Origin of the sequence: Jeongeupia wiesaeckerbachi (assembly GCF_050916355.1) — a bacterium.
Taxonomy (GTDB): domain Bacteria; phylum Pseudomonadota; class Gammaproteobacteria; order Burkholderiales; family Chitinibacteraceae; genus Jeongeupia; species Jeongeupia wiesaeckerbachi.
In genome coordinates this window covers 558,566-578,367 of the sequence record NZ_CP136946.1, presented here as the reverse complement: position 1 = coordinate 578,367, position 19,802 = coordinate 558,566, and the positions used below count along the sequence as shown (strand labels likewise).

Annotated in this window: 18 protein-coding genes and 1 pseudogene; 11 read left to right on the top strand and 8 right to left on the bottom strand. The window is 65.4% G+C overall.

Translation table 11 applies throughout. The annotated features are described in order from the left end of the window. Positions 1-7 precede the first annotated feature (7 nt). Positions 8-1,168, top strand: coding sequence for a Gfo/Idh/MocA family protein (locus R0382_RS02895; protein WP_432722146.1), 1,161 nt, complete (start codon positions 8-10; stop codon positions 1,166-1,168). Positions 1,169-1,222: 54 nt separating this feature from the next. On the opposite strand, the gene R0382_RS02890 is transcribed toward R0382_RS02895, so the two are convergent. Genes R0382_RS02890 through R0382_RS02880 form a run of 3 tightly spaced genes read right to left on the bottom strand, consistent with a single transcriptional unit; the run spans position 1,223 to position 4,059 of the window. Continuing rightward, a complete protein-coding gene (locus tag R0382_RS02890; protein ID WP_432722144.1) occupies positions 1,223-1,738 on the bottom strand; it encodes a GNAT family N-acetyltransferase in 516 nt (171 codons plus the stop codon). A gap of 29 nt (positions 1,739-1,767) precedes the next feature. Further along, a complete protein-coding gene (locus R0382_RS02885) occupies positions 1,768-2,796 on the bottom strand; it encodes a hypothetical protein (RefSeq protein WP_432722142.1) in 1,029 nt (342 codons plus the stop codon). 48 nt (positions 2,797-2,844) lie between these two features. Beyond that, the gene (locus tag R0382_RS02880) at positions 2,845-4,059 is read right to left on the bottom strand and encodes an MFS transporter (protein WP_432722140.1); all 1,215 of its coding nucleotides are present in this window, start codon (positions 4,057-4,059) and stop codon (positions 2,845-2,847) included. Positions 4,060-4,205: 146 nt separating this feature from the next. Between R0382_RS02880 and R0382_RS02875 the strand changes: the two genes are divergently transcribed. The 4 genes and pseudogenes from R0382_RS02875 to fba all read left to right on the top strand — a co-directional run. Further along, the gene (locus tag R0382_RS02875) at positions 4,206-5,375 is read left to right on the top strand and encodes a phosphoglycerate kinase (RefSeq protein WP_432722138.1); all 1,170 of its coding nucleotides are present in this window, start codon (positions 4,206-4,208) and stop codon (positions 5,373-5,375) included. Between the two features lie 116 nt (positions 5,376-5,491). After that, positions 5,492-6,781, top strand: coding sequence for a carbohydrate-binding protein (locus tag R0382_RS02870; protein ID WP_432722137.1), 1,290 nt, complete (start codon positions 5,492-5,494; stop codon positions 6,779-6,781). 94 nt (positions 6,782-6,875) lie between these two features. Then, a complete protein-coding gene (locus R0382_RS02865; protein ID WP_432722135.1) occupies positions 6,876-7,760 on the top strand; it encodes a hypothetical protein in 885 nt (294 codons plus the stop codon). Between the two features lie 221 nt (positions 7,761-7,981). Further along, a pseudogene (fba, locus tag R0382_RS02860) lies at positions 7,982-8,974 on the top strand (class II fructose-bisphosphate aldolase); the annotation flags it as partial. A gap of 59 nt (positions 8,975-9,033) precedes the next feature. On the opposite strand, the gene R0382_RS02855 reads toward fba, so the two are convergent. Further along, positions 9,034-10,437, bottom strand: coding sequence for a cryptochrome/photolyase family protein (locus tag R0382_RS02855; protein ID WP_432722134.1), 1,404 nt, complete (start codon positions 10,435-10,437; stop codon positions 9,034-9,036). A 98-nt stretch (positions 10,438-10,535) separates the two neighbouring features. Here R0382_RS02855 and R0382_RS02850 point away from each other — a divergent pair, with 98 nt between their 5' ends. The 5 genes from R0382_RS02850 (at position 10,536) to R0382_RS02830 (ending at position 14,584) form a co-directional block, all read left to right on the top strand. Beyond that, positions 10,536-11,093, top strand: coding sequence for a YqgE/AlgH family protein (locus R0382_RS02850; protein WP_432722132.1), 558 nt, complete (start codon positions 10,536-10,538; stop codon positions 11,091-11,093). A 157-nt stretch (positions 11,094-11,250) separates the two neighbouring features. Beyond that, positions 11,251-11,706 (top strand): Holliday junction resolvase RuvX, encoded by a 456-nt coding sequence (gene ruvX, locus R0382_RS02845; RefSeq protein WP_432722130.1) that lies wholly within the window; start codon positions 11,251-11,253, stop codon positions 11,704-11,706. 154 nt (positions 11,707-11,860) lie between these two features. After that, complete coding sequence (locus R0382_RS02840; protein ID WP_432722128.1) at positions 11,861-12,832, top strand: aspartate carbamoyltransferase catalytic subunit; 972 nt, start codon at positions 11,861-11,863, stop codon at positions 12,830-12,832. After that, positions 12,829-14,103, top strand: a complete 1,275-nt coding sequence (locus R0382_RS02835; protein ID WP_432722126.1) for a dihydroorotase — start codon at positions 12,829-12,831, stop codon at positions 14,101-14,103. The genes R0382_RS02840 and R0382_RS02835 overlap by 4 nt, the downstream gene beginning before the upstream one ends. Before the next feature lie 214 nt (positions 14,104-14,317). After that, entirely contained in the window at positions 14,318-14,584 is a 267-nt protein-coding gene (locus R0382_RS02830; RefSeq protein ID WP_432722125.1) for an acyl-CoA-binding protein, read from the top strand. A gap of 146 nt (positions 14,585-14,730) precedes the next feature. On the opposite strand, the gene gatB is transcribed toward R0382_RS02830, so the two are convergent. The 4 genes from gatB to gatC are packed head-to-tail and all read right to left on the bottom strand — an operon-like array spanning position 14,731 to position 18,533. Beyond that, complete coding sequence (gatB, locus tag R0382_RS02825; RefSeq protein ID WP_432722124.1) at positions 14,731-16,170, bottom strand: Asp-tRNA(Asn)/Glu-tRNA(Gln) amidotransferase subunit GatB; 1,440 nt, start codon at positions 16,168-16,170, stop codon at positions 14,731-14,733. A 20-nt stretch (positions 16,171-16,190) separates the two neighbouring features. Continuing rightward, a complete protein-coding gene (gatA, locus tag R0382_RS02820; RefSeq protein WP_432722122.1) occupies positions 16,191-17,639 on the bottom strand; it encodes an Asp-tRNA(Asn)/Glu-tRNA(Gln) amidotransferase subunit GatA in 1,449 nt (482 codons plus the stop codon). 13 nt (positions 17,640-17,652) lie between these two features. Continuing rightward, positions 17,653-18,249 (bottom strand): D-sedoheptulose 7-phosphate isomerase, encoded by a 597-nt coding sequence (lpcA, locus tag R0382_RS02815; RefSeq protein WP_432722120.1) that lies wholly within the window; start codon positions 18,247-18,249, stop codon positions 17,653-17,655. Further along, a complete protein-coding gene (gene gatC / locus R0382_RS02810; protein ID WP_432722118.1) occupies positions 18,246-18,533 on the bottom strand; it encodes an Asp-tRNA(Asn)/Glu-tRNA(Gln) amidotransferase subunit GatC in 288 nt (95 codons plus the stop codon). The genes lpcA and gatC overlap by 4 nt, the downstream gene beginning before the upstream one ends. Positions 18,534-18,734: 201 nt before the next feature. Between gatC and R0382_RS02805 the strand changes: the two genes are divergently transcribed. Further along, entirely contained in the window at positions 18,735-19,778 is a 1,044-nt protein-coding gene (locus R0382_RS02805; protein ID WP_070530477.1) for a rod shape-determining protein, read from the top strand. Positions 19,779-19,802 lie beyond the last annotated feature (24 nt).

The following is a 19,802-nucleotide window of genomic DNA, read 5'->3' as shown; positions in this document are numbered from 1 at the left end:
GATGACGATGAGGGGCAGACGCTTGCGGCTGGGCATGGTCGGCGGCGGGCAGGGCGGCTATATCGGCGCGGTGCACCGGCTGGCGGCGCGGATCGACGACGCCTACGAACTGGTCGCCGGCGCCTTGTCGAGCGATCCGGCGCGCGCGGCGGCCAGCGCCGCCGATTTGCGGCTTGATCCGGCGCGCAGCTATACCGATTTTCGCGACATGGCGCGCTTGGAGGCGGCACGTGCCGACGGCATCGACGTCGTCGCCATTGTCACGCCCAACCATTTGCACGCGCCGGTGGCGACGGCCTTTCTCGAAGCGGGCATCCATGTGATCTGCGACAAGCCGCTGGCGATGTCGCTGGCCGAGGGCGAGGCGCTGGCCGCGCTGGCCCGCAGCAAAAACCGGCTGTTCGCGCTGACGCACACCTATTCGGGCTACCCGCTGGTGCGGCACGCCCGGGCGCTGGTCGCTGCCGGCGAGCTGGGCGACATCCGCATCGTCCAGGTCGAATATGCGCAGGACTGGCTGAGCGAACCGGTCGAACAGGCCGGCAACAAGCAGGCAGGCTGGCGCACCGATCCGGCCAGGGCCGGGCCGGCCGGTTGCCTTGGCGATATCGGCACCCATGCCTATCAACTGGCCGCCTTTGTCAGCGGCATGCTGCCCAGCGAGCTGGCCGCCGAGCTGCACACCTTCGTGCCCGGCCGGCGCATCGACGACCATGTGCAAATGATGTTGCGCTACGCCAATGGCGCACGCGGTATGTTGTGGGCCAGTCAGGTCGCCAGTGGCGAGGAGAATGCGCTGACCTTGCGGGTCTACGGCAGCAAGGCCGGTCTGTCTTTCGATCAGCAGCGGCCGAACGAATTGTGGCTGACACCGCAGTCCGGCTACGCCGGGTGCATTACCCGGGGCCGTGCCGACAGCGAGGTCGCGGCGCACGCCAGCCGTGTGCCGGCCGGCCATCCCGAGGGCTATCTCGAAGCCTTCGCCCAGCTCTATGCCGACGCCGCCTTGCAGATCGCCGCCATCGACGCCGGCGATCCCATCCCCGCAGTGGCAAGCTGGCTGACGACGGTCGACGATGGTCTGGCGGGCCACCGCTTCATCGACGCGGTGCTGCAAAGCCACGCGCAGGGCGGGCGCTGGACGACGATTGCCGGTGGCGGTAGTTAGGCTTGATGGCTTTCGCACGCGAACCGGGGGCCGTGTCCGTCGCCGTCGCGTGACTCAGCGGCTGACGAGCGCCAGGCGCATCAGGATTTCGTCGTGCAGCTCGCCATCGACCTGCAGGGCGTCGGCTTCGTGGCCGTAGGCCTCGAAGCCGGCCGACTCGTACAAGCGTCGCGCCGCGGTGTTGCTGGCGTTAACGCACAGATTGATCTGGCGGACATCGGCGACGCCGCGTGCCAGCGTAAGGGTCTCGGCCAGCAGCGCCTTGCCCAGCCCGCGGCTCCGGTAGCCGGGCGCGACGTACATCCCCCAGACGATGGCCTTGTGCGCCAGCTTGGCCGGATTCTCCCGCCCCAGTCCGACCATGCCGACCAGCTCATCGCCGTCGAAGGCGCCAAACAGACCGCGATCCGCCGACGGTGCCAGCCTGTTCTCGGTATGGATCAGCGGCATGGCTTGCTCTTCGGCGTGGCTAGAGCCGAATGCCGATGGCGTGTCTTGCAAGGCGGCGAGGCGCAGTGCGTGAACGCGGGCCGCATCGGCGGGCAGCAGGCGGCGGATGGTCGTGGTCATGCTTTTCTCCAGGCCGATACGAATACGGTTTACCGTACCGGCGCCAGCCGGCGTTGCAGTGCCACTGGCAATTGACCGATCAGCAGCGCCCGGCTCGGCTGCCAGAACGCAGACAGCAGCAGCAAGGCCGCACCGATCAACAGCGCGGTCGTGGCGAAGCCGAGGCTGACGACGCCGTATTGCTTGAGCAGCGCACTGAACGCGTACAGCACGTAGCCGAGCGCCGAGACCATCAGCGCGCGGCGGTCGATGCACAGCGACACCAGCGCGATGCCGACGTAGAGCACGACGACGGCGACGGCCTGCGGGATGCCGACGTTGCCGTCGGTCACGCCCAGCGACAGGAAAACCGGGTGGACCAGCAGCGGTGCTGCCAGCAGGTGCAGCCAGAATGCGACGTCCGAGCGGCGGGTCTGGCGCGTCGTATCGCTGGCGTCCCAGCGCATGGCGAAGGCGAACACCGCCAGGCCGGCGAGCAGCAGCAACGGGGTCATTGCGTTTTCGACGGCGGGAATCGTCGCGCGGATCAGCGCGATGACGCAGGCCACGGCGGCGGCGGCGCCGCAGGCGATGGTGATCGGCACCTGGAAGCGCCGCCAGTGCAGCCACGTTGCTGCGCCGGCGAGCAGGCTGGCGAAGGCGATGACGCCCGGCGCATTGTCGAACAGCTGATCTGGCCGGCCTGCCGCAACCATGCCGCCCAGTGTCAGCCCGGCCGAAAACACGTTGCCGGCAAACGCCAGCAGCAGCACGATCGCCGGCAAGGCCATCCGCCGCTGGCGGACGAAGAACTCGGCCAGTCCCCAGGCGGTTGCCGCCGAGGCGAGCGCGCCAAGCAGTGGTGTGGCGGCGCCGCCGATCCACGACACCGACACCAGCAGCAGTACGCAGGCGATGACGACGAAGATGTCGTTGAAGCCGGTGATCAGCCGGAACTGTTCCTCGTCGGCGACCGGCGTATGCCGGCGTGCCGAGACGTGGTCGCGGAAGGCGGTGGCGGTGTCTTGGCTGAGGATGCCGGCCGCTACGGCATCGGTCAGGTCGTCGTCGGTATACATGCGCGCTCCGGGGCTGAAAGCGCCAGCATACACGCAGACAGGGTGTTGTCAGTCCAGCGTGCGCACCGTTGGCGTTCGCGCGGCGATGACGATCATCAGCACCGCCATCGTCAGCCCGAAGGCCGGCATGATGATGCGGATGTCGACGTGCAGCGCCAGCAGCGCGGTGACCATCGCGTACGAGATCGGCGACAGCCCCATCGATGCGATGGTATTGAGGCTCATCACCCGGCCGATCTTGCTGCGTTCGGTGTATTGCTGCAGCACCGACATCATCGGCACATTGTTGCTGACCACGCCCATGCCGAGCAGGAACTGCAGCAGGATCGCCAGCGGAATCCAGCCGGTGAACGCCTGCGCGCCGAGCACGATGCCTTCGAGCACGATCACCACGATGATGATCATCAGCCGTTTTTTCGTCGGCGGGAACAGCGTCAGCAGCGTGCCGCCGACGACCATGCCGGCGGCCATCGCGCTCTGCAGATACGACAACGTGCTGGCCTGACCGTCGAGGTGGTCGGTGACGATGATCGGAATACCCAGCCCCAGCGGCCCCATGAACAGCAGGTTGGCGATGGCGTAGATGATCATCAGCGAGCGCAACGCCGGCGTCTGCAGCGCGTAGTGCAGGCCTTCCTTCAACTCGGTCAGCAGGTGGCGACGCGCATGGTGAACCGGCATCGCGGCCTCGCGTACCAGCACGGTGAAGCCGACGCCGACGGCGAGTAGCGCGGCGGTCAGCGTGAACACCCATTCATAGCTCAGCGTCGCCAGCAGCACGCCGCCGAGCACCGGGCCGAACACAAGGCCGATCTGGTTGGTCGTCAGCATGATCGAGTTGGCCCGCATCAGGTCGCGTTCGGCGACGATGCCCGGCAGCAGCGCATCGCGCGCCGGCCAGAAGAAGGCATCGAGCGCGCCGTAGACGAAGGCGAACAAGGTCATTGCCCAGATGTCGAGCATGCCCAGATGCAGCAGGCCGACCAGCGACAGCACGGCGAACACGCGCAGGCCGAGCGAGAGCGAAATGATCCGGCTGCGCTGCATCCGGTCGGCAACGACGCCGCCGATCGCCATCAGCGCGATGCGCGGCACCGAACCGGCGATCATCACCAGCCCGAGGTCTTCCTTGGCGCCGAGCGTCTTCACGACGTACCAGGTCTCGGCGAGCATCGCCACCGCGAGGGCGAGGTTGCCGAGGATGCTGGCCAGCCAGACGAAAAGGAAATTGCGGTTGCGCAGGAGTGGCGGGACATCGGTCATGGCGGGAAAACGCTGTGCTAGTATTTTTGACCCCCGGATTCTAAACCCGCCAACCGCCCGCCAACGGCCCGTCCGCGCCGTCTGACAAGGTCGGCAAATTGTCTGCGGCCGCTTCGCGCTGCAATGCCCGATCAAGGAAAAAAACCATGGCCCTCCGCAAGCTGACCGATCTCGCCCTGGACGGTTGCCGGGTACTGATCCGGGCCGACCTCAATGTGCCGATATACGACGGCGTCATCGGCGACGACACGCGCATCCGTGCGTCGCTGCCGACGATACACGCGGCGCTGCGGGCCGGCGCCGGCGTGATTGCGATGAGCCATCTGGGCCGCCCGGCCGAAGGCGTATGCGGGCCGACCGACTCGCTGGCGCCGGTTGCCCGGCGCATCGGCGAGCTGCTCGGCCGCACCGTGCCGCTGATCGCCGACTGGCAGGGCTACCAGATCCGGCCGGGCGAACTGGTGCTGCTCGAGAACGTCCGCACCACGCCCGGGGAGGCGGCGAACAGCGAGGCGCTGGGCCGGCAGTACGCGGCGCTGTGCGATGTCTTCGTCAACGATGCCTTCGGCATGGCGCATCGCGCCGAGGCATCGACGCACGCGGTCGCGAAATTCGCGCCGCAGGCCGTGGCCGGCTTGCTGCTGTCGAGCGAGCTGGATGCGCTCGGCCGGGCCTTGCAGGCGCCGGCGCGGCCGCTGGTGGTCATCGTTGGCGGGGCAAAAGTATCGACCAAGCTGACCTTGCTCGAATCGCTTGCCGACAAGGTCGACCGGCTGATCGTTGGCGGCGGCATCGCCAATACCTTCCTGCTGGCGGCGGGGCTGCCGGTCGGCAAGTCGCTGGTCGAAACCGGGCTGGTCGATCAGGCCCGCCGGGTGATCGCCAAGCTCCACACCCGGGGTGGCGACGTGCCGTTGCCGACCGACGTGGTCGTCGGCCAGCGCCACGACCCGGCCGAGGCGGCGGTCGTCAAGCCGGTATCCAAGGTCGGCGAGCACGACATGATTCTCGACATCGGCCCTGAGTCGGCGGCGCGGATCGCCGGTCTGCTGGCCGACGCCGGCACCATCGTCTGGAACGGCCCGGTGGGCGTGTTCGAATTCGATCAGTTCGGCCACGGCACCGAGACCATCGCCAGGGCGATCGCCGCAAGCCCGGCGTTTTCGATCGCCGGTGGCGGCGACACGCTGGCGGCGGTGGCCAAATACGGCATCACCGATCAGGTCAGCTACCTGTCGACCGGCGGTGGCGCATTCCTTGAGTTTCTCGAAGGCAAGGCCTTGCCAGCGGTCGAGATTCTCGCGCAGCGCGGCTGATCGCCGTCCCTCAGCAAAAGCCGGCCGCGCGCCGGTTTTTTTTTGCGCCTTGCGTAATCGCCAACCCAGATTGGTGGCGGCCGTCGATGACGGCCGCATAACGACAAGGAGACAAGATGAAGCCGAATACCCTGATTTCGCCGGCACTACTGTTGCTGACACTGAGCGCCACCCAGGCGCTGGCATGCGCCCCGCCACCGCCCACACCATCGCCGACACCGGTTACCTATCCCCAGTATCCCGGGGCCACGCCTGCCCCGACGCCGGCGCCTTCCGTGGTTCCTGTCCAGGCCAACTGGTATCCGGACGTGTCGTATCAGGCCGGCGAGCGGGTCAGTTACCAGTGGAAGGTCTATGTCGCCAACTGGTGGAACCAGAACGACGCACCCGACGGCAGTAGCGGTGCGTGGCGGCTGGAGAACCGCGGCCTTGGATGGTCGGCGAACGGCGTCTACCAGCAGGGCGACGAGGTCGTGTACCTCGGCTACCGCTACCGTGCCAAATGGTGGACCCAGAACGAGGTGCCGGGCAGTAGCGAATGGGGTGCGTGGGAGAAAATCGGCTCGGTGACGCCGATTCCGGCACCGACCCCGGTGCCGACCCCCACGCCATATACGCCCACGCCCGGCGATTGCCATTCGCCGACCCCTGCACCAACGCCGAGCCCTGTGCCGGAGCCGACCAATCTGGCCGTGCTCGAGGCGCCAGTTGTCAACGGCGACAGCGTCAGCTTCAACTGGCAGTCGACCAACTGGCAGAACGCGTGGTACTGGCACGTCTACGACGACGCATACACGGTCTCCGGGGGAGACCCCGAATGGTTGGCTGTTCACCAGCCGCCACTCTATCGGCACAGCAATATCTACCGCGGCCTGTGGACCGGCAAGCACCGCTTCCGGGTCGAGTTGTGCAGCCGTACGCCACTCAATACCGGCGATTGCCGGCTGAGCGAGCCGGTTGAGGTCGACATTGTCGGTGGCATCGACGAGCAGTTGAAGGCACAGGGCGATTTCATGGCCCTGCCAGGCCAGCAGCCCATCATCGACCTGTTGTTTGACGACCAGAAGCGGCCTTCGGCGGTCTATCTGCAGCAGCGCGTCGATCATCCGGACTCCTGGATGAAGCGCGTGACGGTAACGATCAACGGCCAGCTGTATTTCGACGGTGACGTGTTCGACGTTTCAGCGGCGATGGATCCGTGCGACTGGAGCAACCCGGACGGTCGTTGCGTGATGGTGCACCGGATCCAGCGCGTGGTGCATGACTACGATGGCCAGCGCAACGGTGCGGTCGTCCTGCCGGCGCTGCCCGACGGCAACAACAGCATCGACGTGAAGATCACCTACGCCGATGGTCGCGTTTATCCGGCGCCGATACGCGTCTCTCTGCCGCTGGTCACGCAGTAGCGCTGCCTCGGTTATGATCAACGCCGGTCGATGGACCGGCGTTTTTTTATCTAGAGCTGGCCCCGCTGCCGGGGCCGCCGAGCAAGGATGTGGCATGAACAAATGGATCATCGCGGCACTGTGCTGCGCGAGTGTCGGCGCGCAGGCCGCCGAGAGCGTCGTCGAGTCGGCGCTGGCCAAGCATGACTACGCGCTGGCGTTTGCGTCGGCCAGTGCCGACGTCAAGGACGGCAGCGCCACGGACTGGACGCGCATCCAGCTGGCCCAGCTGTATCAGCGCGGCCTGGGCACCGAGGCCGACGTCGGCGCGGCGATCCGGGTGCTGACGCCGCTGGCGGAAAAGGACAATGTCGACGCGCAGCTGCTGTTGTCGGCCAGTCTGGCCAGCCGGGTCACCGACGGCCTGATCAAGCCCGACGGCAAGCTCGATGCCGACCGCTACAAGGCGCTGGCGGCACGGCCGCTGTCGGCGCGCAGCGACGACCGTCGCGCGGCCGAATGGCTGTGGCGGGCCGCCGAAGCCGGTCAGGCCGAGGCGGTGCAGGCGATCGCCCAGGAGCTGGCCGGCAGCGTCAGCGGCGTGCCGCACGACGAGGTGGCGATGTGGTTTGAAAAAGCCGGCAAGAAGGACTGGGTTGTCCCGCTGAAAGCCAATGATTCGCTGACCTCGCTGAAGCTGCGCCGTGACGTGATCAACGACGCGGCACTGGGGCAGCAGCTCGAGGCGGCGGCGCGCAAGGCTCAGTGCATCGACGAGAATCTGGCGCTCAAGGACGTGCGCATCGCCGCGCCGCTCGCCGACGCGCAGTACCTGACGCTCGAGTTCAAGCCGCCGGTGCGCTACAAGCTGATCGCCGGCCATTGGCAGGAAAAATGGCTGTTCTCCGCGTGCGGCAAGACCTTCCCGGTCGAGGTTGCGTTTACCGCCGACGGCATGGGCGGTGCACGTTACGAGGTTTTACCGGCCGCAAAACCGTAGTCACTGGTCTGCTTCGATTGCGGTCTGTTTTTGCAAGTTGCTGATCGATAAGGGATTTTGTGCGCACAGACCAGTCGAGAAGGCCGCGACTGGTTTTAGTGCTTTCCCGAATGGGCGTATCCCGAATGCCGAATCTCCCGATTGGGTCCGGCATGACGGCGGGCTAGAGTGGACGTGATGCAATGCAACACGGCCTTTGCTGCCGCCACCGGAGAGACCCCATGCCCCTCGTCGCATTACGCCCCCTGCTCGATCACGCCGCCGAAAACGGTTACGGCGTGCCGGCGTTCAACGTCAACAACCTCGAACAGGTGCAGGCGATCCTGCAGGCCGCTGCGGCGACCGACAGCCCGGTGATCCTGCAGGCCAGCGCAGGTGCCCGCAAGTATGCCGGCGAGACCTTCCTGAAGCAGCTGATTGAAGGCGCCGTCGCCAGCTATCCGAACCTGCCGATCGTGATGCACCAGGATCACGGCGTCAGCCCGGCCGTGTGCATGACCGCGATCAAGCTCGGTTTTTCGAGCGTGATGATGGACGGCTCGCTGATGAGCGACGGCAAAACCCCGGCCGACTACGACTACAACGTCGGCGTCACCCGTCAGGTCGTCGAAATGGCGCATGCCTGCGGCGTGTCGGTCGAGGGCGAACTCGGCTGTCTGGGCCGGCTCGACACCGGCATGGGCGAGGCCGAGGACGGCGTCGGCGCCGACCGCAAGCTGTCGCACGACGAGCTGCTGACCGATCCGGCGCAGGCGCGCGATTTCGTCGCCGTTACCGACGTCGATGCGTTGGCGATCGCCATCGGCACCAGCCACGGTGCATACAAGTTCTCGCAGCCGCCGACCGGCGAAGTGCTGGCGATCGACCGGGTCCGCGCGATCCACATCGCGATCCCGAACACCCATCTGGTGATGCACGGCAGCTCGAGCGTGCCGCAGGAGTTGCTGGCCGAACTGCGCGAGTACGGCGGCGAACTCAAGCCGACCTGGGGCGTGCCGGTCGAGGAAATCCAGAAGGCGATCTACTTCGGCGTACGCAAGATCAACATCGACACCGACCTGCGACTGGCGATGACCGGCGCGATCCGCAAGCATTTTGCGACCAATCCGGCCGATTTTGATCCGCGCGCCTACCTGAAGCCGGCCATCGCCGCGATGCGCAAGGTCTGCGAAGACCGCTATGTCGCGTTCGGTGCCGCTGGCCAGGCATCGCGCTTCCTGCAAAAGCACAATGTGATCCAGCTCGCCGCCTGATCGCGGACTGCTGCGCCGGCCTAGCGGCCGGCCTTGAACAGCGCGAGCGCCAGCTCGCGCTGTTTTGCATGGTCGATCACCGGCGCCGGGTAGTCGACGCCGATGCGCACCGCGGCCTCCCGCAGCCCGAGCGGGTGCGCCAGCCACGGTGCATGAATCGCATCGGGCCCCAGCGCCGCCAGCTCCGGGCAGTAGCGGCGGATGAAACGGCCGTCCGGGTCGAATTTTTCCGACTGCGTGACCGGATTGAAGATGCGGAACCAGGGCTGGGCGTCGCAGCCGGTGCTGGCCGCCCACTGCCAGCCGCCGTTATTGGCGGCGAGGTCGAAATCGAGCAGCTTTTCGGCGAAATAGCGCTCGCCCCAGCGCCAGTCGACCAGCAGGTCCTTGACCAGAAAGCTGGCGACGATCATCCGCAGCCGGTTGTGCATATAGCCGGTGCGGTTCAGCTGGCGCATCGCCGCGTCGACCAGCGGATAGCCGGTGCGGCCCTCGCACCAGGCGGCGAACAGCGCCTTGTCGTTCGGAAACGGCAAGGCATCGTACTCGGGGCGGAAGGCGTGCTCGACCACGTCGGGCCGGTGCCAGAGGATCTGCTGATAGAAATCGCGCCAGCACAGCTCGGACAGCCAGGTCTCGGCACCGGCGCCGCCCTGGCGCCAGGCGTGGCCGGCCAGTTCGCGGATCGACACGGTGCCGAAACGCAGGTGGACCGACAGGTAGGACGGCCCCTTGATACCCGGATAGTCGCGCGTCTCGTGATAGCGGTCGAGGCGGGTGCAAAAATCGTTGAATAGCGTTTCACCGCCGCTGCAGCCGACCGGCAACACCGGCGCATCGCCCTGCTCGAAGCCGAGGTCCGCCAGCGATGGCCACGGTTGCGGCGGCAGCGACGCCAGCCGGTGCGCGTAGGGCCGCACCGGGTAGGCGCGGACGTAGAACTCGTCGAGTTTGGCGAGCCAGGCGCGCTTGTACGGCGTGAATACGCTGTACATGCCGCCGGCTTGCGTCCGGATCTCGTCCTGCTCGAAAATCACCTGATCCTTGAAGGTTTCGAAACCGACGCCCGCCGCGGCCAGATCCGTCGCGATGCCGGCGTCGCGGGCGATCGCCGCCGGTTCGTAGTCGCGATTGGCATAGACGGCCGTGGCGCCGAATTCGTGTGCCAGTGCCGGCATGCACGCCGCCGGCCGGCCATGGCGAACCACGAGTTCGCTACCGCGCGCGACCAGCTCGGCCTTGAGTTCGGCCAGCGCCGCATGAATGAAGCCGACCCGCCGGTCGGCACGAGGCAGCGGATCAAGGATGTCCCGGTCAAAAATGAAAGCCGGGATCACGCGGTCATGATGTTTGAGCGCATGAAACAGCGCTGCGTGATCGAAAAGCCGCAGGTCGCGGCGCAGCCAGACGAGGGCGGTAGACATGAAGGTCGATTCGAAAGTCCCGGACCTGTCCAGTCTAGCGTTTGCCACGACGCAGGGACGGCCTGCGTGCGGTCGCCCGCTTGTGCGATAATTGCCCCATGGACCTCGACCTTTCCCGCCACTTCCTGATCGCGATGCCTTCACTGGCAGACCCGATTTTTGCCAAGACGCTGACCTTTGTCTGCGATCACAACGACAAGGGCGCGATGGGCGTGATCGTCAACCGGCCGGTCGGCATGACGCTGACGACGCTGTTCGAACAGATCGACGTCGAACTGCACCGCCCGGATGTCGCCGAGCTGCCGGTGTGTTTCGGCGGCCCGGTGCAAACCGACCGCGGCTTCGTGCTGCACACCCCGCTGGGCGAATGGCAGTCGACCTTGTCGGTGTCGGACGAGATGGGCCTGACGACGTCGAAGGACATCCTGCTCGCCGTTGGCGAAGGCGGTGGCCCGGAGAAGATGTTCGTCACGCTCGGCTACGCCGGCTGGGAAGCGGGTCAGCTCGAGGCCGAACTGGCCCAGAACAGCTGGATTTCGGTCGAAGCCGATCCGGAAATCATCTTCGCCCTGCCGGCCGAAGAACGCTATGACGCCGCGCTGAAACTGCTGGGCATCGATGTGGCAATGCTGTCGGACGAAGCCGGGCACGCATGAAATTCCACCGGTCCGGCTACTGCGCAACCGAATCGCTGCGTTGTGCGCTGCTCGCAATCCTCACGGGCAATACGCCCATTCCGGTTGCTGTGCTGCTGCGCCTTGCGCTTCGCTCGCTCGCTACGCCGGCTCGGCGAAATTTTGTCGGATGTACCCAATGAGCACGATTCTGGCTTTCGATTTCGGCGAGGCGCGCATCGGCGTTGCCATGGGCAGCACCGAACTCGGTATTGCCCATCCGCTGGAAACCATTGCCACCGTCGAGACCGACAAGCGTTTTGTGCGGATCGAAGCGCTGATCAAGGAATGGCAACCCACGCTGTGCGTCGTCGGCTTGCCGCTCGGGCTGGACGGCGAGGAGCAACTCGCGAGCCGGCTGGCCCGCAAGTTCGCCAACCGGCTGACCGGCCGCTTCGGCGTGTCGGTGACGCTGGTCGACGAGCGTTATACGTCGAAATCGGCGTCGATGGCGCTCGACGATACCGGCCTGCGTGGCCGCCGGCAGAAGCCGGTGCTTGATCAGGTCGCGGCAATGCAGATCCTGCAGGCCTTTTTCGAACAGGGTGGCGAGCAAGTTCGCGAGCAGGGTGGCGAACAGGGCGGGGTGGCCTGACGGTGCGCCGGCCAGGTTCGCCGCTCGCAATCTCCGTTCCGCCGGGCCGGCCAGCCCGGGTATTTCCCCTATCCCCATCCGTGTACTGGCGCGCCGTCCGGCTGCGGCCGGTGCGACGGCATGGCCTCTTTGCATCCATCTTCCTGGGAGCATCATGTACAACCCGCAACTGAACGCGCAGGGGGAGTTGATCCACCTGCTGACGACCGAGGGATTGCCCAAGCGCATCCTGACGCAGATCCTCGACCGCGCGGCCGAATACATCGCCGCTGGCGAGGCCGGCAACAAGAAGTTCGCCACGCTGGCCGGCCGCTCGGTGTTCAACCTGTTCTTCGAGAACAGTACCCGCACACGTACGACGTTCGAGATCGCCGCCAAGCGTCTGAGCGCCGACGTCACCAGCCTGAACATCCAGGCATCGAGCACCGCCAAGGGCGAAACGCTGCTCGATACCATCCACAATCTTGAGGCAATGGGCGCCGACCTGTTCGTCGTCCGTCACGCGCAATCGGGTGCGGCGCACCTGATCGCGCAGCACGTGAAGCCGGGCATCGCCGTCGTCAACGCCGGCGACGGCCGCCACGCGCACCCGACGCAGGCACTGCTCGACATGTACACGATCCGCCACTTCAAGGGCGACTTCACCCAGCTGCGCGTCGCCATCGTCGGCGACATCCTGCATTCGCGCGTCGCACGTTCGGACATCCACGCACTGACGACGCTCGGCTGCCCCGAGGTCCGCGTGATCGGCCCGAAAACGCTGATCCCGACCGGGATGGAAGGCCTCGGCGCCCACGTCTATCACGACATGGCCGAAGGGCTGAAGGACGTCGACGTCATCATCATGCTGCGCCTGCAGAACGAGCGCATGAGCGGCGCCTTCCTGCCGAGTACGCAGGAGTTCTTCAAGTATTACGGCCTGACGCCGGAGAAACTGGCGCTGGCCAAACCGGACGCCATCGTGATGCACCCGGGGCCGATGAACCGCGGCGTCGAAATCGACTCGGCGGTGGCCGACGGCGCGCAGGCGGTGATCCTGCCGCAGGTCACCTTCGGCATCGCCGTACGCACCGCCGTGATGGCCATCGTTTCGGAAAATCAACGCGGCCAGGGGGCGCAACAATGAAGAACACCGTCATCCGCAACGGCCGCTTGATCGACCCGGTCAACGGCAGTGACCGTCAGGGCGACCTCTATCTCGCCGACGGCAAGATCGTCGGCATCGATGCCGCGCCGGCCGGTTTCGTCGTCGAGCAAGAGATCGACGCGAGCGGGCTGATCGTCGCGCCGGGCCTGGTCGATCTGGCCGCGCGCCTGCGCGAGCCGGGCGAGGAATACAAGGCGACGCTGGCGTCGGAAATGGCCGCCGCGGTTGCCGGTGGCGTCACCAGCATCTGCTGCCCGCCCGATACCGATCCGCCGCTCGACGAGCCGGGTCTGGTGACCATGCTGCGCCAGCGCGCCAAGAACCACGATCTGGCACGGCTCTATCCGGTCGGGGCGCTGACCGTCGGTCTCAAGGGCAAGGAAATCACCGAGATGCTGCTGCTGCGCGAGGCCGGCTGCGTCGCGTTCTCGCAGGGCGATGTGCCGATTGCCGACCTGCAGGTGCTGTACCGGGCGATGCAGTACGCGGCGACTTTCGGCTTCGAACTGCGCCTGCGTCCGGAGGAGGCCAGCCTCGTCAACGACGGTGTTGCCCACGACGGCGACTATGCATCGCGCCTTGGTCTGACCGGCATTCCGGTGATCGCCGAAACGATCGCGATTGCGCAGATCGTCCAGCTGATGCGCGCCACCAGTTGCCGCATCCATATCGCCCGGCTGTCGAGCGGCGCCGGCATCGATCTGGTCCGCGACGCCAAGCGTGACGGCCTGCCGCTAACGTGTGACGTCGATATCAACCATATCCATCTGGCCGACGTCGATATCGGCTATTTCGACAGCCATTACCGCTTCGACCCGCCGCTGCGCAGCGTGCGCGACCGCGATGCCATCGTCGCCGGCCTGAACGACGGCACGATCGATGCAATCTGCTCCGATCACAGCCCCGTCGACGACGACGGCAAGCTGCTGCCGTTCGCCGAGGCCGAGCGCGGCGCAACCGGCCTCGAGCTGCTGCTGCCGCTGACGCTGGCGTGGGCCGAACGCAACCGGATCGCCTTGCCGGCTGCGCTGGCGAAGATCTCCAGCGTGCCGGCCGCCAAGCTGGGCTTCAGCGCCGATCTGCAGGTCGGCAGCCGCGCCGATCTCGTCGTGTTCGACCCTAACGCGACGTGGGCGGTAACGCGCGATGCGCTCAAGAGCCAAGGCAAGAACACGCCCTTCGCCGGCATGGAGGTGAAAGGGCGGGCACGCTATACCTTCGTCAAGGGCAAGTGCGTCTATTCGGCTTGAGCGCCCGCTAGCGCTGCCGGCTTAGTGCTTTCAGCGCTTTGCGCGCCTTGCTAGCCAGCGCCACCACGCGGGACTTTCGTGGCGGCCCAGTTGATCGGAACGCCCGTCGTATGACGGGCGTTTTTTGCATCGATGACTTGGCGGAGCAGGACAACGCTCGCTATACTCGTTGGTGTTTTCAAACGTGTGTTTGAAATTTGAGAGGAGAGATTACATGTCCGATCTGGCCAGCCTGTTCCAGACCGCTCAGGATGAAGTGGTGAAGCTCAACGACGCCCCCGACGTGCAGACCAAGCTCAAGCTGTATGCGCTGTACAAGCAGGCGAGCGAAGGCGACGTCAGCGGTGATCGCCCCGGCGCGCTCAACTTCGTCGCCCAGGCCAAGTACGACGCCTGGGCCAAGCTCAAGGGCGTGAGCAACGACGGCGCGAAGCAGCAGTACATCGACTTGGTCGAAGAGCTGAAGCGCAACGATTCCTGATCCTCGTGCGGCGGCGTAGTGCAGGCCTCCTGTACTTTGTGTCTGCGTTTCGCACGCCTTGCCGGTAGCGCGGCGCTGGCCTTGGTCGGCCGCGCCACGCAATGAAAAAAGCGGCCCGCAGGCCGCTTTTTTCATCTCGCAGACGATTACGCGAGTTTCTGCTTCAGCAACTCGGTCAGCACGCCAGGATTGCCCTTGCCCTTGCTGGCCTTCATGCACTGGCCGACCAGCGCGTTCAGCGCCTTTTCCTTGCCGGCCTTGTACTCTTCGACCGATTTGGCGTTATTGGCAATCACCTCGTCGACGATGGCTTCGAGCGCGCCGGTGTCGGTTTCCTGCTTCAGGCCGTCGCGTTCGATGATTGCGTCGGCGGCCGTGCCGTCAACGGCGCCTTCGTCCCACATCTTGCGCAGCACATCCTTGGCGGTCTTGTTGTTGACCGTGTTGTCGCTGATCCGCTTGATCAGGCCGGCGAGCGCGGCGGCCGAGACCGGTGCGTCGGCGATGTCTTTTTCTTCGCGGTTCAGCGTCGCCGACACGTCGCCCATGATCCAGTTGGACGCGAGCTTGGCGTCGGCGCCTGCGGCAACCGTTGCCTCGTAGTAGCCCGCCAGTGCTTTCGAGCTGGTCAGCGTCGCCGCGTCGTAGGCCGGAATGCCGTACTGCTGGACAAAGCGCACCTGCATTGCCGCCGGCAATTCGGGCAGCTCGCTGCGAATGCGTTCGATCCAGGCATCATCGATCACCAGCGGTGGCAGGTCCGGATCGGGGAAGTAGCGGTAGTCGTGCGCGTCTTCCTTGCTGCGCATTGCGCGGGTTTCGCCGGTATCCGGGTTGAACAGCACCGTCGCCTGCTGCACCTTGCCGCCGTCCTCGATCAGTTCGATCTGGTACTGGACCTCGGCCTTCACCGCCTGTTCGATGAACTTGAAGCTGTTGAGGTTCTTGACCTCGCGACGCGTGCCGAACTCCTTCTGGCCTTCGGGGCGGACAGAAACGTTCACGTCGCAGCGGAACGAGCCTTCCTGCATATTGCCGTCGCAAATGCCGATCCACGTTACCAGGCTGTACAGCGCCTTGGCGTAAGCGACCGCTTCGGCGGCCGAACGCATTTCCGGTTCGGAAACGATTTCGAGCAGCGGTGTACCGGCGCGGTTCAGGTCGATGCCCGACAGGCCGTGGAAGTCCTCGTGCACCGACTTGCCGGCGTCCTCTTCCAGATGCGCGCGGGTCAGGTTGATGGTCTTGTCGACGCCGTCGACATTGATCGTGATTGCACCGCCCTCGACCACCGGCAGCTCAAACTGGCTGATCTGGTAGCCTTTCGGCAGATCGGGGTAGAAGTAGTTCTTGCGCGCGAAAATCGAACGCTGATTGACCTTGGCGCCAATCGCGAGGCCGAACTGGATGGCCTTATCGACCGCCGCGCGGTTCATCACCGGCAGCGCGCCGGGCAGTGCGATGTCGACAACGGCGGTCTGCGTATTCGGCGCAGCGCCGAATGCCGTGCTCGCCGGCGAAAAAATCTTCGATTGCGTGGTGAGCTGGGTATGGACTTCCAGCCCGATGACGACTTCCCACTTCATATTCGTGTCCTCGTGCCGGATTAAAGGGCGGGTGCCCGGGTATGCCAGTCGGTTGCCTGTTGGAAGCGATGCGCGGCGTTCAGCATCTTCGCCTCGGCAAAGTAGTTGCCGATGATCTGCAGGCCGATCGGCCGTCCGCCCGCGTCGAAGCCGGCCGGTACGCTCATGCCCGGCAGACCGGCGAGGTTGACGCCGAGGGTGTAGATGTCCTCGAGGTACATCGCGACCGGATCGGCGTTCTTGTCGCCAAGATTCCATGCGGTGCCTGGTGCAACCGGACCCATGATCAGGTCGCAGTCGGCGAAGGCCTTCTGGAAGTCGTCGGCGATGATGCGGCGGATCTTCTGTGCCTGCAGGTAGTAGGCGTCGTAGTAGCCATGGCTCAGCACATACGTGCCGGTGAGGATGCGGCGCTTCACTTCCCAGCCGAAACCTTCGGCGCGGCTCTTCTCGTACATCTCGGTCAGGCCGTCGTAGTCGGCGGCGCGATGGCCGTAACGGACGCCGTCGAAACGCGACAGATTGCTCGACGCTTCGGCCGGCGCGATCACGTAGTAGGCCGGGATGGCCAGCTTGGTGTTCGGCAGGCTGATGTCGACGATGGTTGCGCCGAGCTTCTTGTATTCGGCGACGGCGGCGTCGATGGCTTTCGCCACGTCGGCAGCCAGGCCTTCGGCGAAGTATTCGCGTGGCAGGCCGATACGCAGGCCGGCCAGCGGCTGGTCGAGGTCGCGGGTGTAGTCTTCCTTGTCGTGCTGCAGGCTGGTGGCGTCACGCTCGTCGAAGCCGGCCATCACGTTCAGCAGCAGCGCGCAGTCTTCGGCGCTTTTGCCGAACGGGCCGCCCTGATCGAGCGAGCTGGCGTAGGCGATCATGCCGAAACGGCTGACGGCGCCATAGGTCGGCTTGATGCCGGTGATGCCGCAGAAGCTTGCCGGTTGGCGAATCGAGCCACCGGTGTCGGTGCCGGTCGCGATTGGCGCCAGCCGCGCAGCGACGGCGACGGCCGAGCCGCCCGAGCTGCCGCCGGGGACGGCCTTGCGGTCCCACGGGTTCAGCACGGCGCCGAAGGCGCTGGTCTCGTTCGACGAGCCCATCGCGAACTCGTCCATATTGGTGCGGCCGAGCGTGACGAGGCCGGCGGCATTGCATTGCTCGATCACGTGCGCATCGTAGGGGGCGACGAAGTTCTCCAGCATTTTCGAGCCGCAGGAAGCAACCCAGCCTTGCTGGCAGAAGATGTCCTTGTGCGCGACCGGAATGCCGGTCAGCACGCCGGCATTGCCGGCGGCGCGGACTGCGTCGGCGGCCTGTGCCTGCGCCAGCGTCTTGGCTTCGTCGGTGGCGATGAAGGCATTCAGCGCGGTGTTGGCCTTGATGCGGCCGAGGTATTCGGTGGCGAGCTCGACGGCCGAGACTTCCTTGGCCGCCAGCATGCCCGACAGTTGCTTGAGCGATTTTTCAATCATGGTGATGCGTATCTCAGGCTGGATCGGCCGGGCGATAGCCCATGCCCTGTTCGACGAGGTCGATCAGCGTGTGGATGACCTTGATGTGGATTTCCTGAATGCGGTCGGCGTAACCGAAGTGCGGCACGATGATCTCGACATCGGCCTGGCCCTTGAGCTTGCCGCCGTCCTTGCCCATCAGCAGCAGCACCTTCATGCCGCGCGCCTTGGCCGTTTCGACCGCGCGGATGATGTTGGCCGAGTTGCCGCTGGTGGTGATGCCGACCAGCACGTCGCCGTCGCGGCCGAGGCCTTCGACGAAGCGCGAGAAGATGTCGTTGAAACCGTAGTCGTTGCCGACACAGGTGATGTGCGACGGGTCGGAGACCGCGATCGCCGCCAGCGCCGGACGGTTGTCGCGGTAGCGGCCCGAGAGTTCTTCGGCGAAGTGCATCGCATCGCAGTGCGAGCCGCCGTTGCCGCACGAGATCGCCTTGCCGCCGGCCTTGAACGAGGCCACCAGCAGCTGGGCTGCCGCGTCGACCGAGGCGAGGAAGGCATCGTCGGCCAGCACGCGTTCGAGAACCTGCTGGGCTTCGCGCAGGTGCTGCGCCACGGTGTTGATGCTCATTCGATCACCTTCGGTACGAGGTAGAGACCGTTTTCGACGGCCGGAGCGATGGCCTGAAAGGCCTCGCGGCGGTTGGGCGCGGTGGCCGCGTCGTCGCGCAGGCGCAGATGGACGTCCTGCGCGTGCGCCATCGGCGCGATGCCGGTGGTATCGACAGCGCGCATTTCTTCGATCAGCGTAAAGATTTTGTTGAGCTGTTGTTGCGTTGCAGCAAGCTCGGTGTCGGTAACGGCAATGCGCGCCAGTTTGGCGATGCGCCGTACGTCGTCCAAGGAGAGAGACATGAGCATTTTCCCCCTGCTAAGTCCTTATGGTCATCAGCGCCTTAGGGTATCATGCCGGGTTTGTTTCACCCAAGCTGGCCCCTGGCGCGAACGTCGGCGGAACTTATCGCCCGCAGCCCGTTCTGGCTTTAAATCCTATTCTTTTGGCGACGGCCTTGCCGGCGCCATGTACACGACCCCAATACCATTGCGAGTACACTAATGTTCGGTCTTCTCTCCGGTTACTTCGCCAACGATATCGCCATCGACCTCGGCACCGCCAACACCCTGATCTATATGCAAGCGAAGGGCATCGTCCTCGACGAGCCGTCGGTGGTGGCGATCATGCAGGAAGGCGGTCCGTCGGGTAAGAAAACCATCCTGGCCGTCGGCGCCGAAGCCAAGAAAATGCTCGGCCGCACGCCGGGTAGCATCACCGCGATCCGCCCGATGAAGGATGGCGTGATCGCCGACTTCACCATCACCGAGCAGATGCTCAAGCAGTTCATCAAAAAGGTGAACCCGAGCCGCCTGTTCAGCTCGCCCCCGCGCATCGTCATCTGCGTGCCTTGCGGTTCGACCCAGGTCGAACGTCGTGCGATCAAGGAATCGGCACTGGGCGCCGGTGCGCGCAAGGTCGAGCTGATCGAAGAACCGATGGCCGCGGCGATCGGTGCCGGCCTGCCGGTTGAAGAAGCGACCGGTTCGATGGTCGTCGACATCGGTGGCGGCACCACCGAAGTCGGCGTGATCTCGCTCGGCGGCATCGTTTACGCCAGCAGCGTGCGCGTCGGTGGCGACAAGTTCGACGAATCGATCATCAATTACATCCGCCGCAACTACGGCATGCTGATCGGCGAAACCACCGCCGAAGAAATCAAGAAACGCATCGGTTCGGCCTTCCCGGGCGCCGAAGTGCGCGAGATGGAAGTGAAGGGCCGCAATCTGGCCGAAGGGATTCCGCGTTCGTTCACGATTTCGAGCAATGAAATCCTCGAAGCACTGACCGAGCCGCTGAACCAGATCGTTTCGGCAGTGAAGCAGGCGCTGGAACAGACTCCGCCGGAACTCGGCGCCGACATCGCCGACAAGGGCATGGTGCTGACCGGCGGTGGTGCACTGCTGCGCGATCTCGACCGTCTGCTGATGGAAGAGACCGGCCTGCCGGTGATCGTCGCCGAAGATCCGCTGACCTGCGTCGTGCGCGGTTCGGGCAAGGCGCTCGACAAGCTCGACAAGGTCACGGCGATCTTCACCCGCGACTAAGGATAAGGCGTACCGGACGTCGGG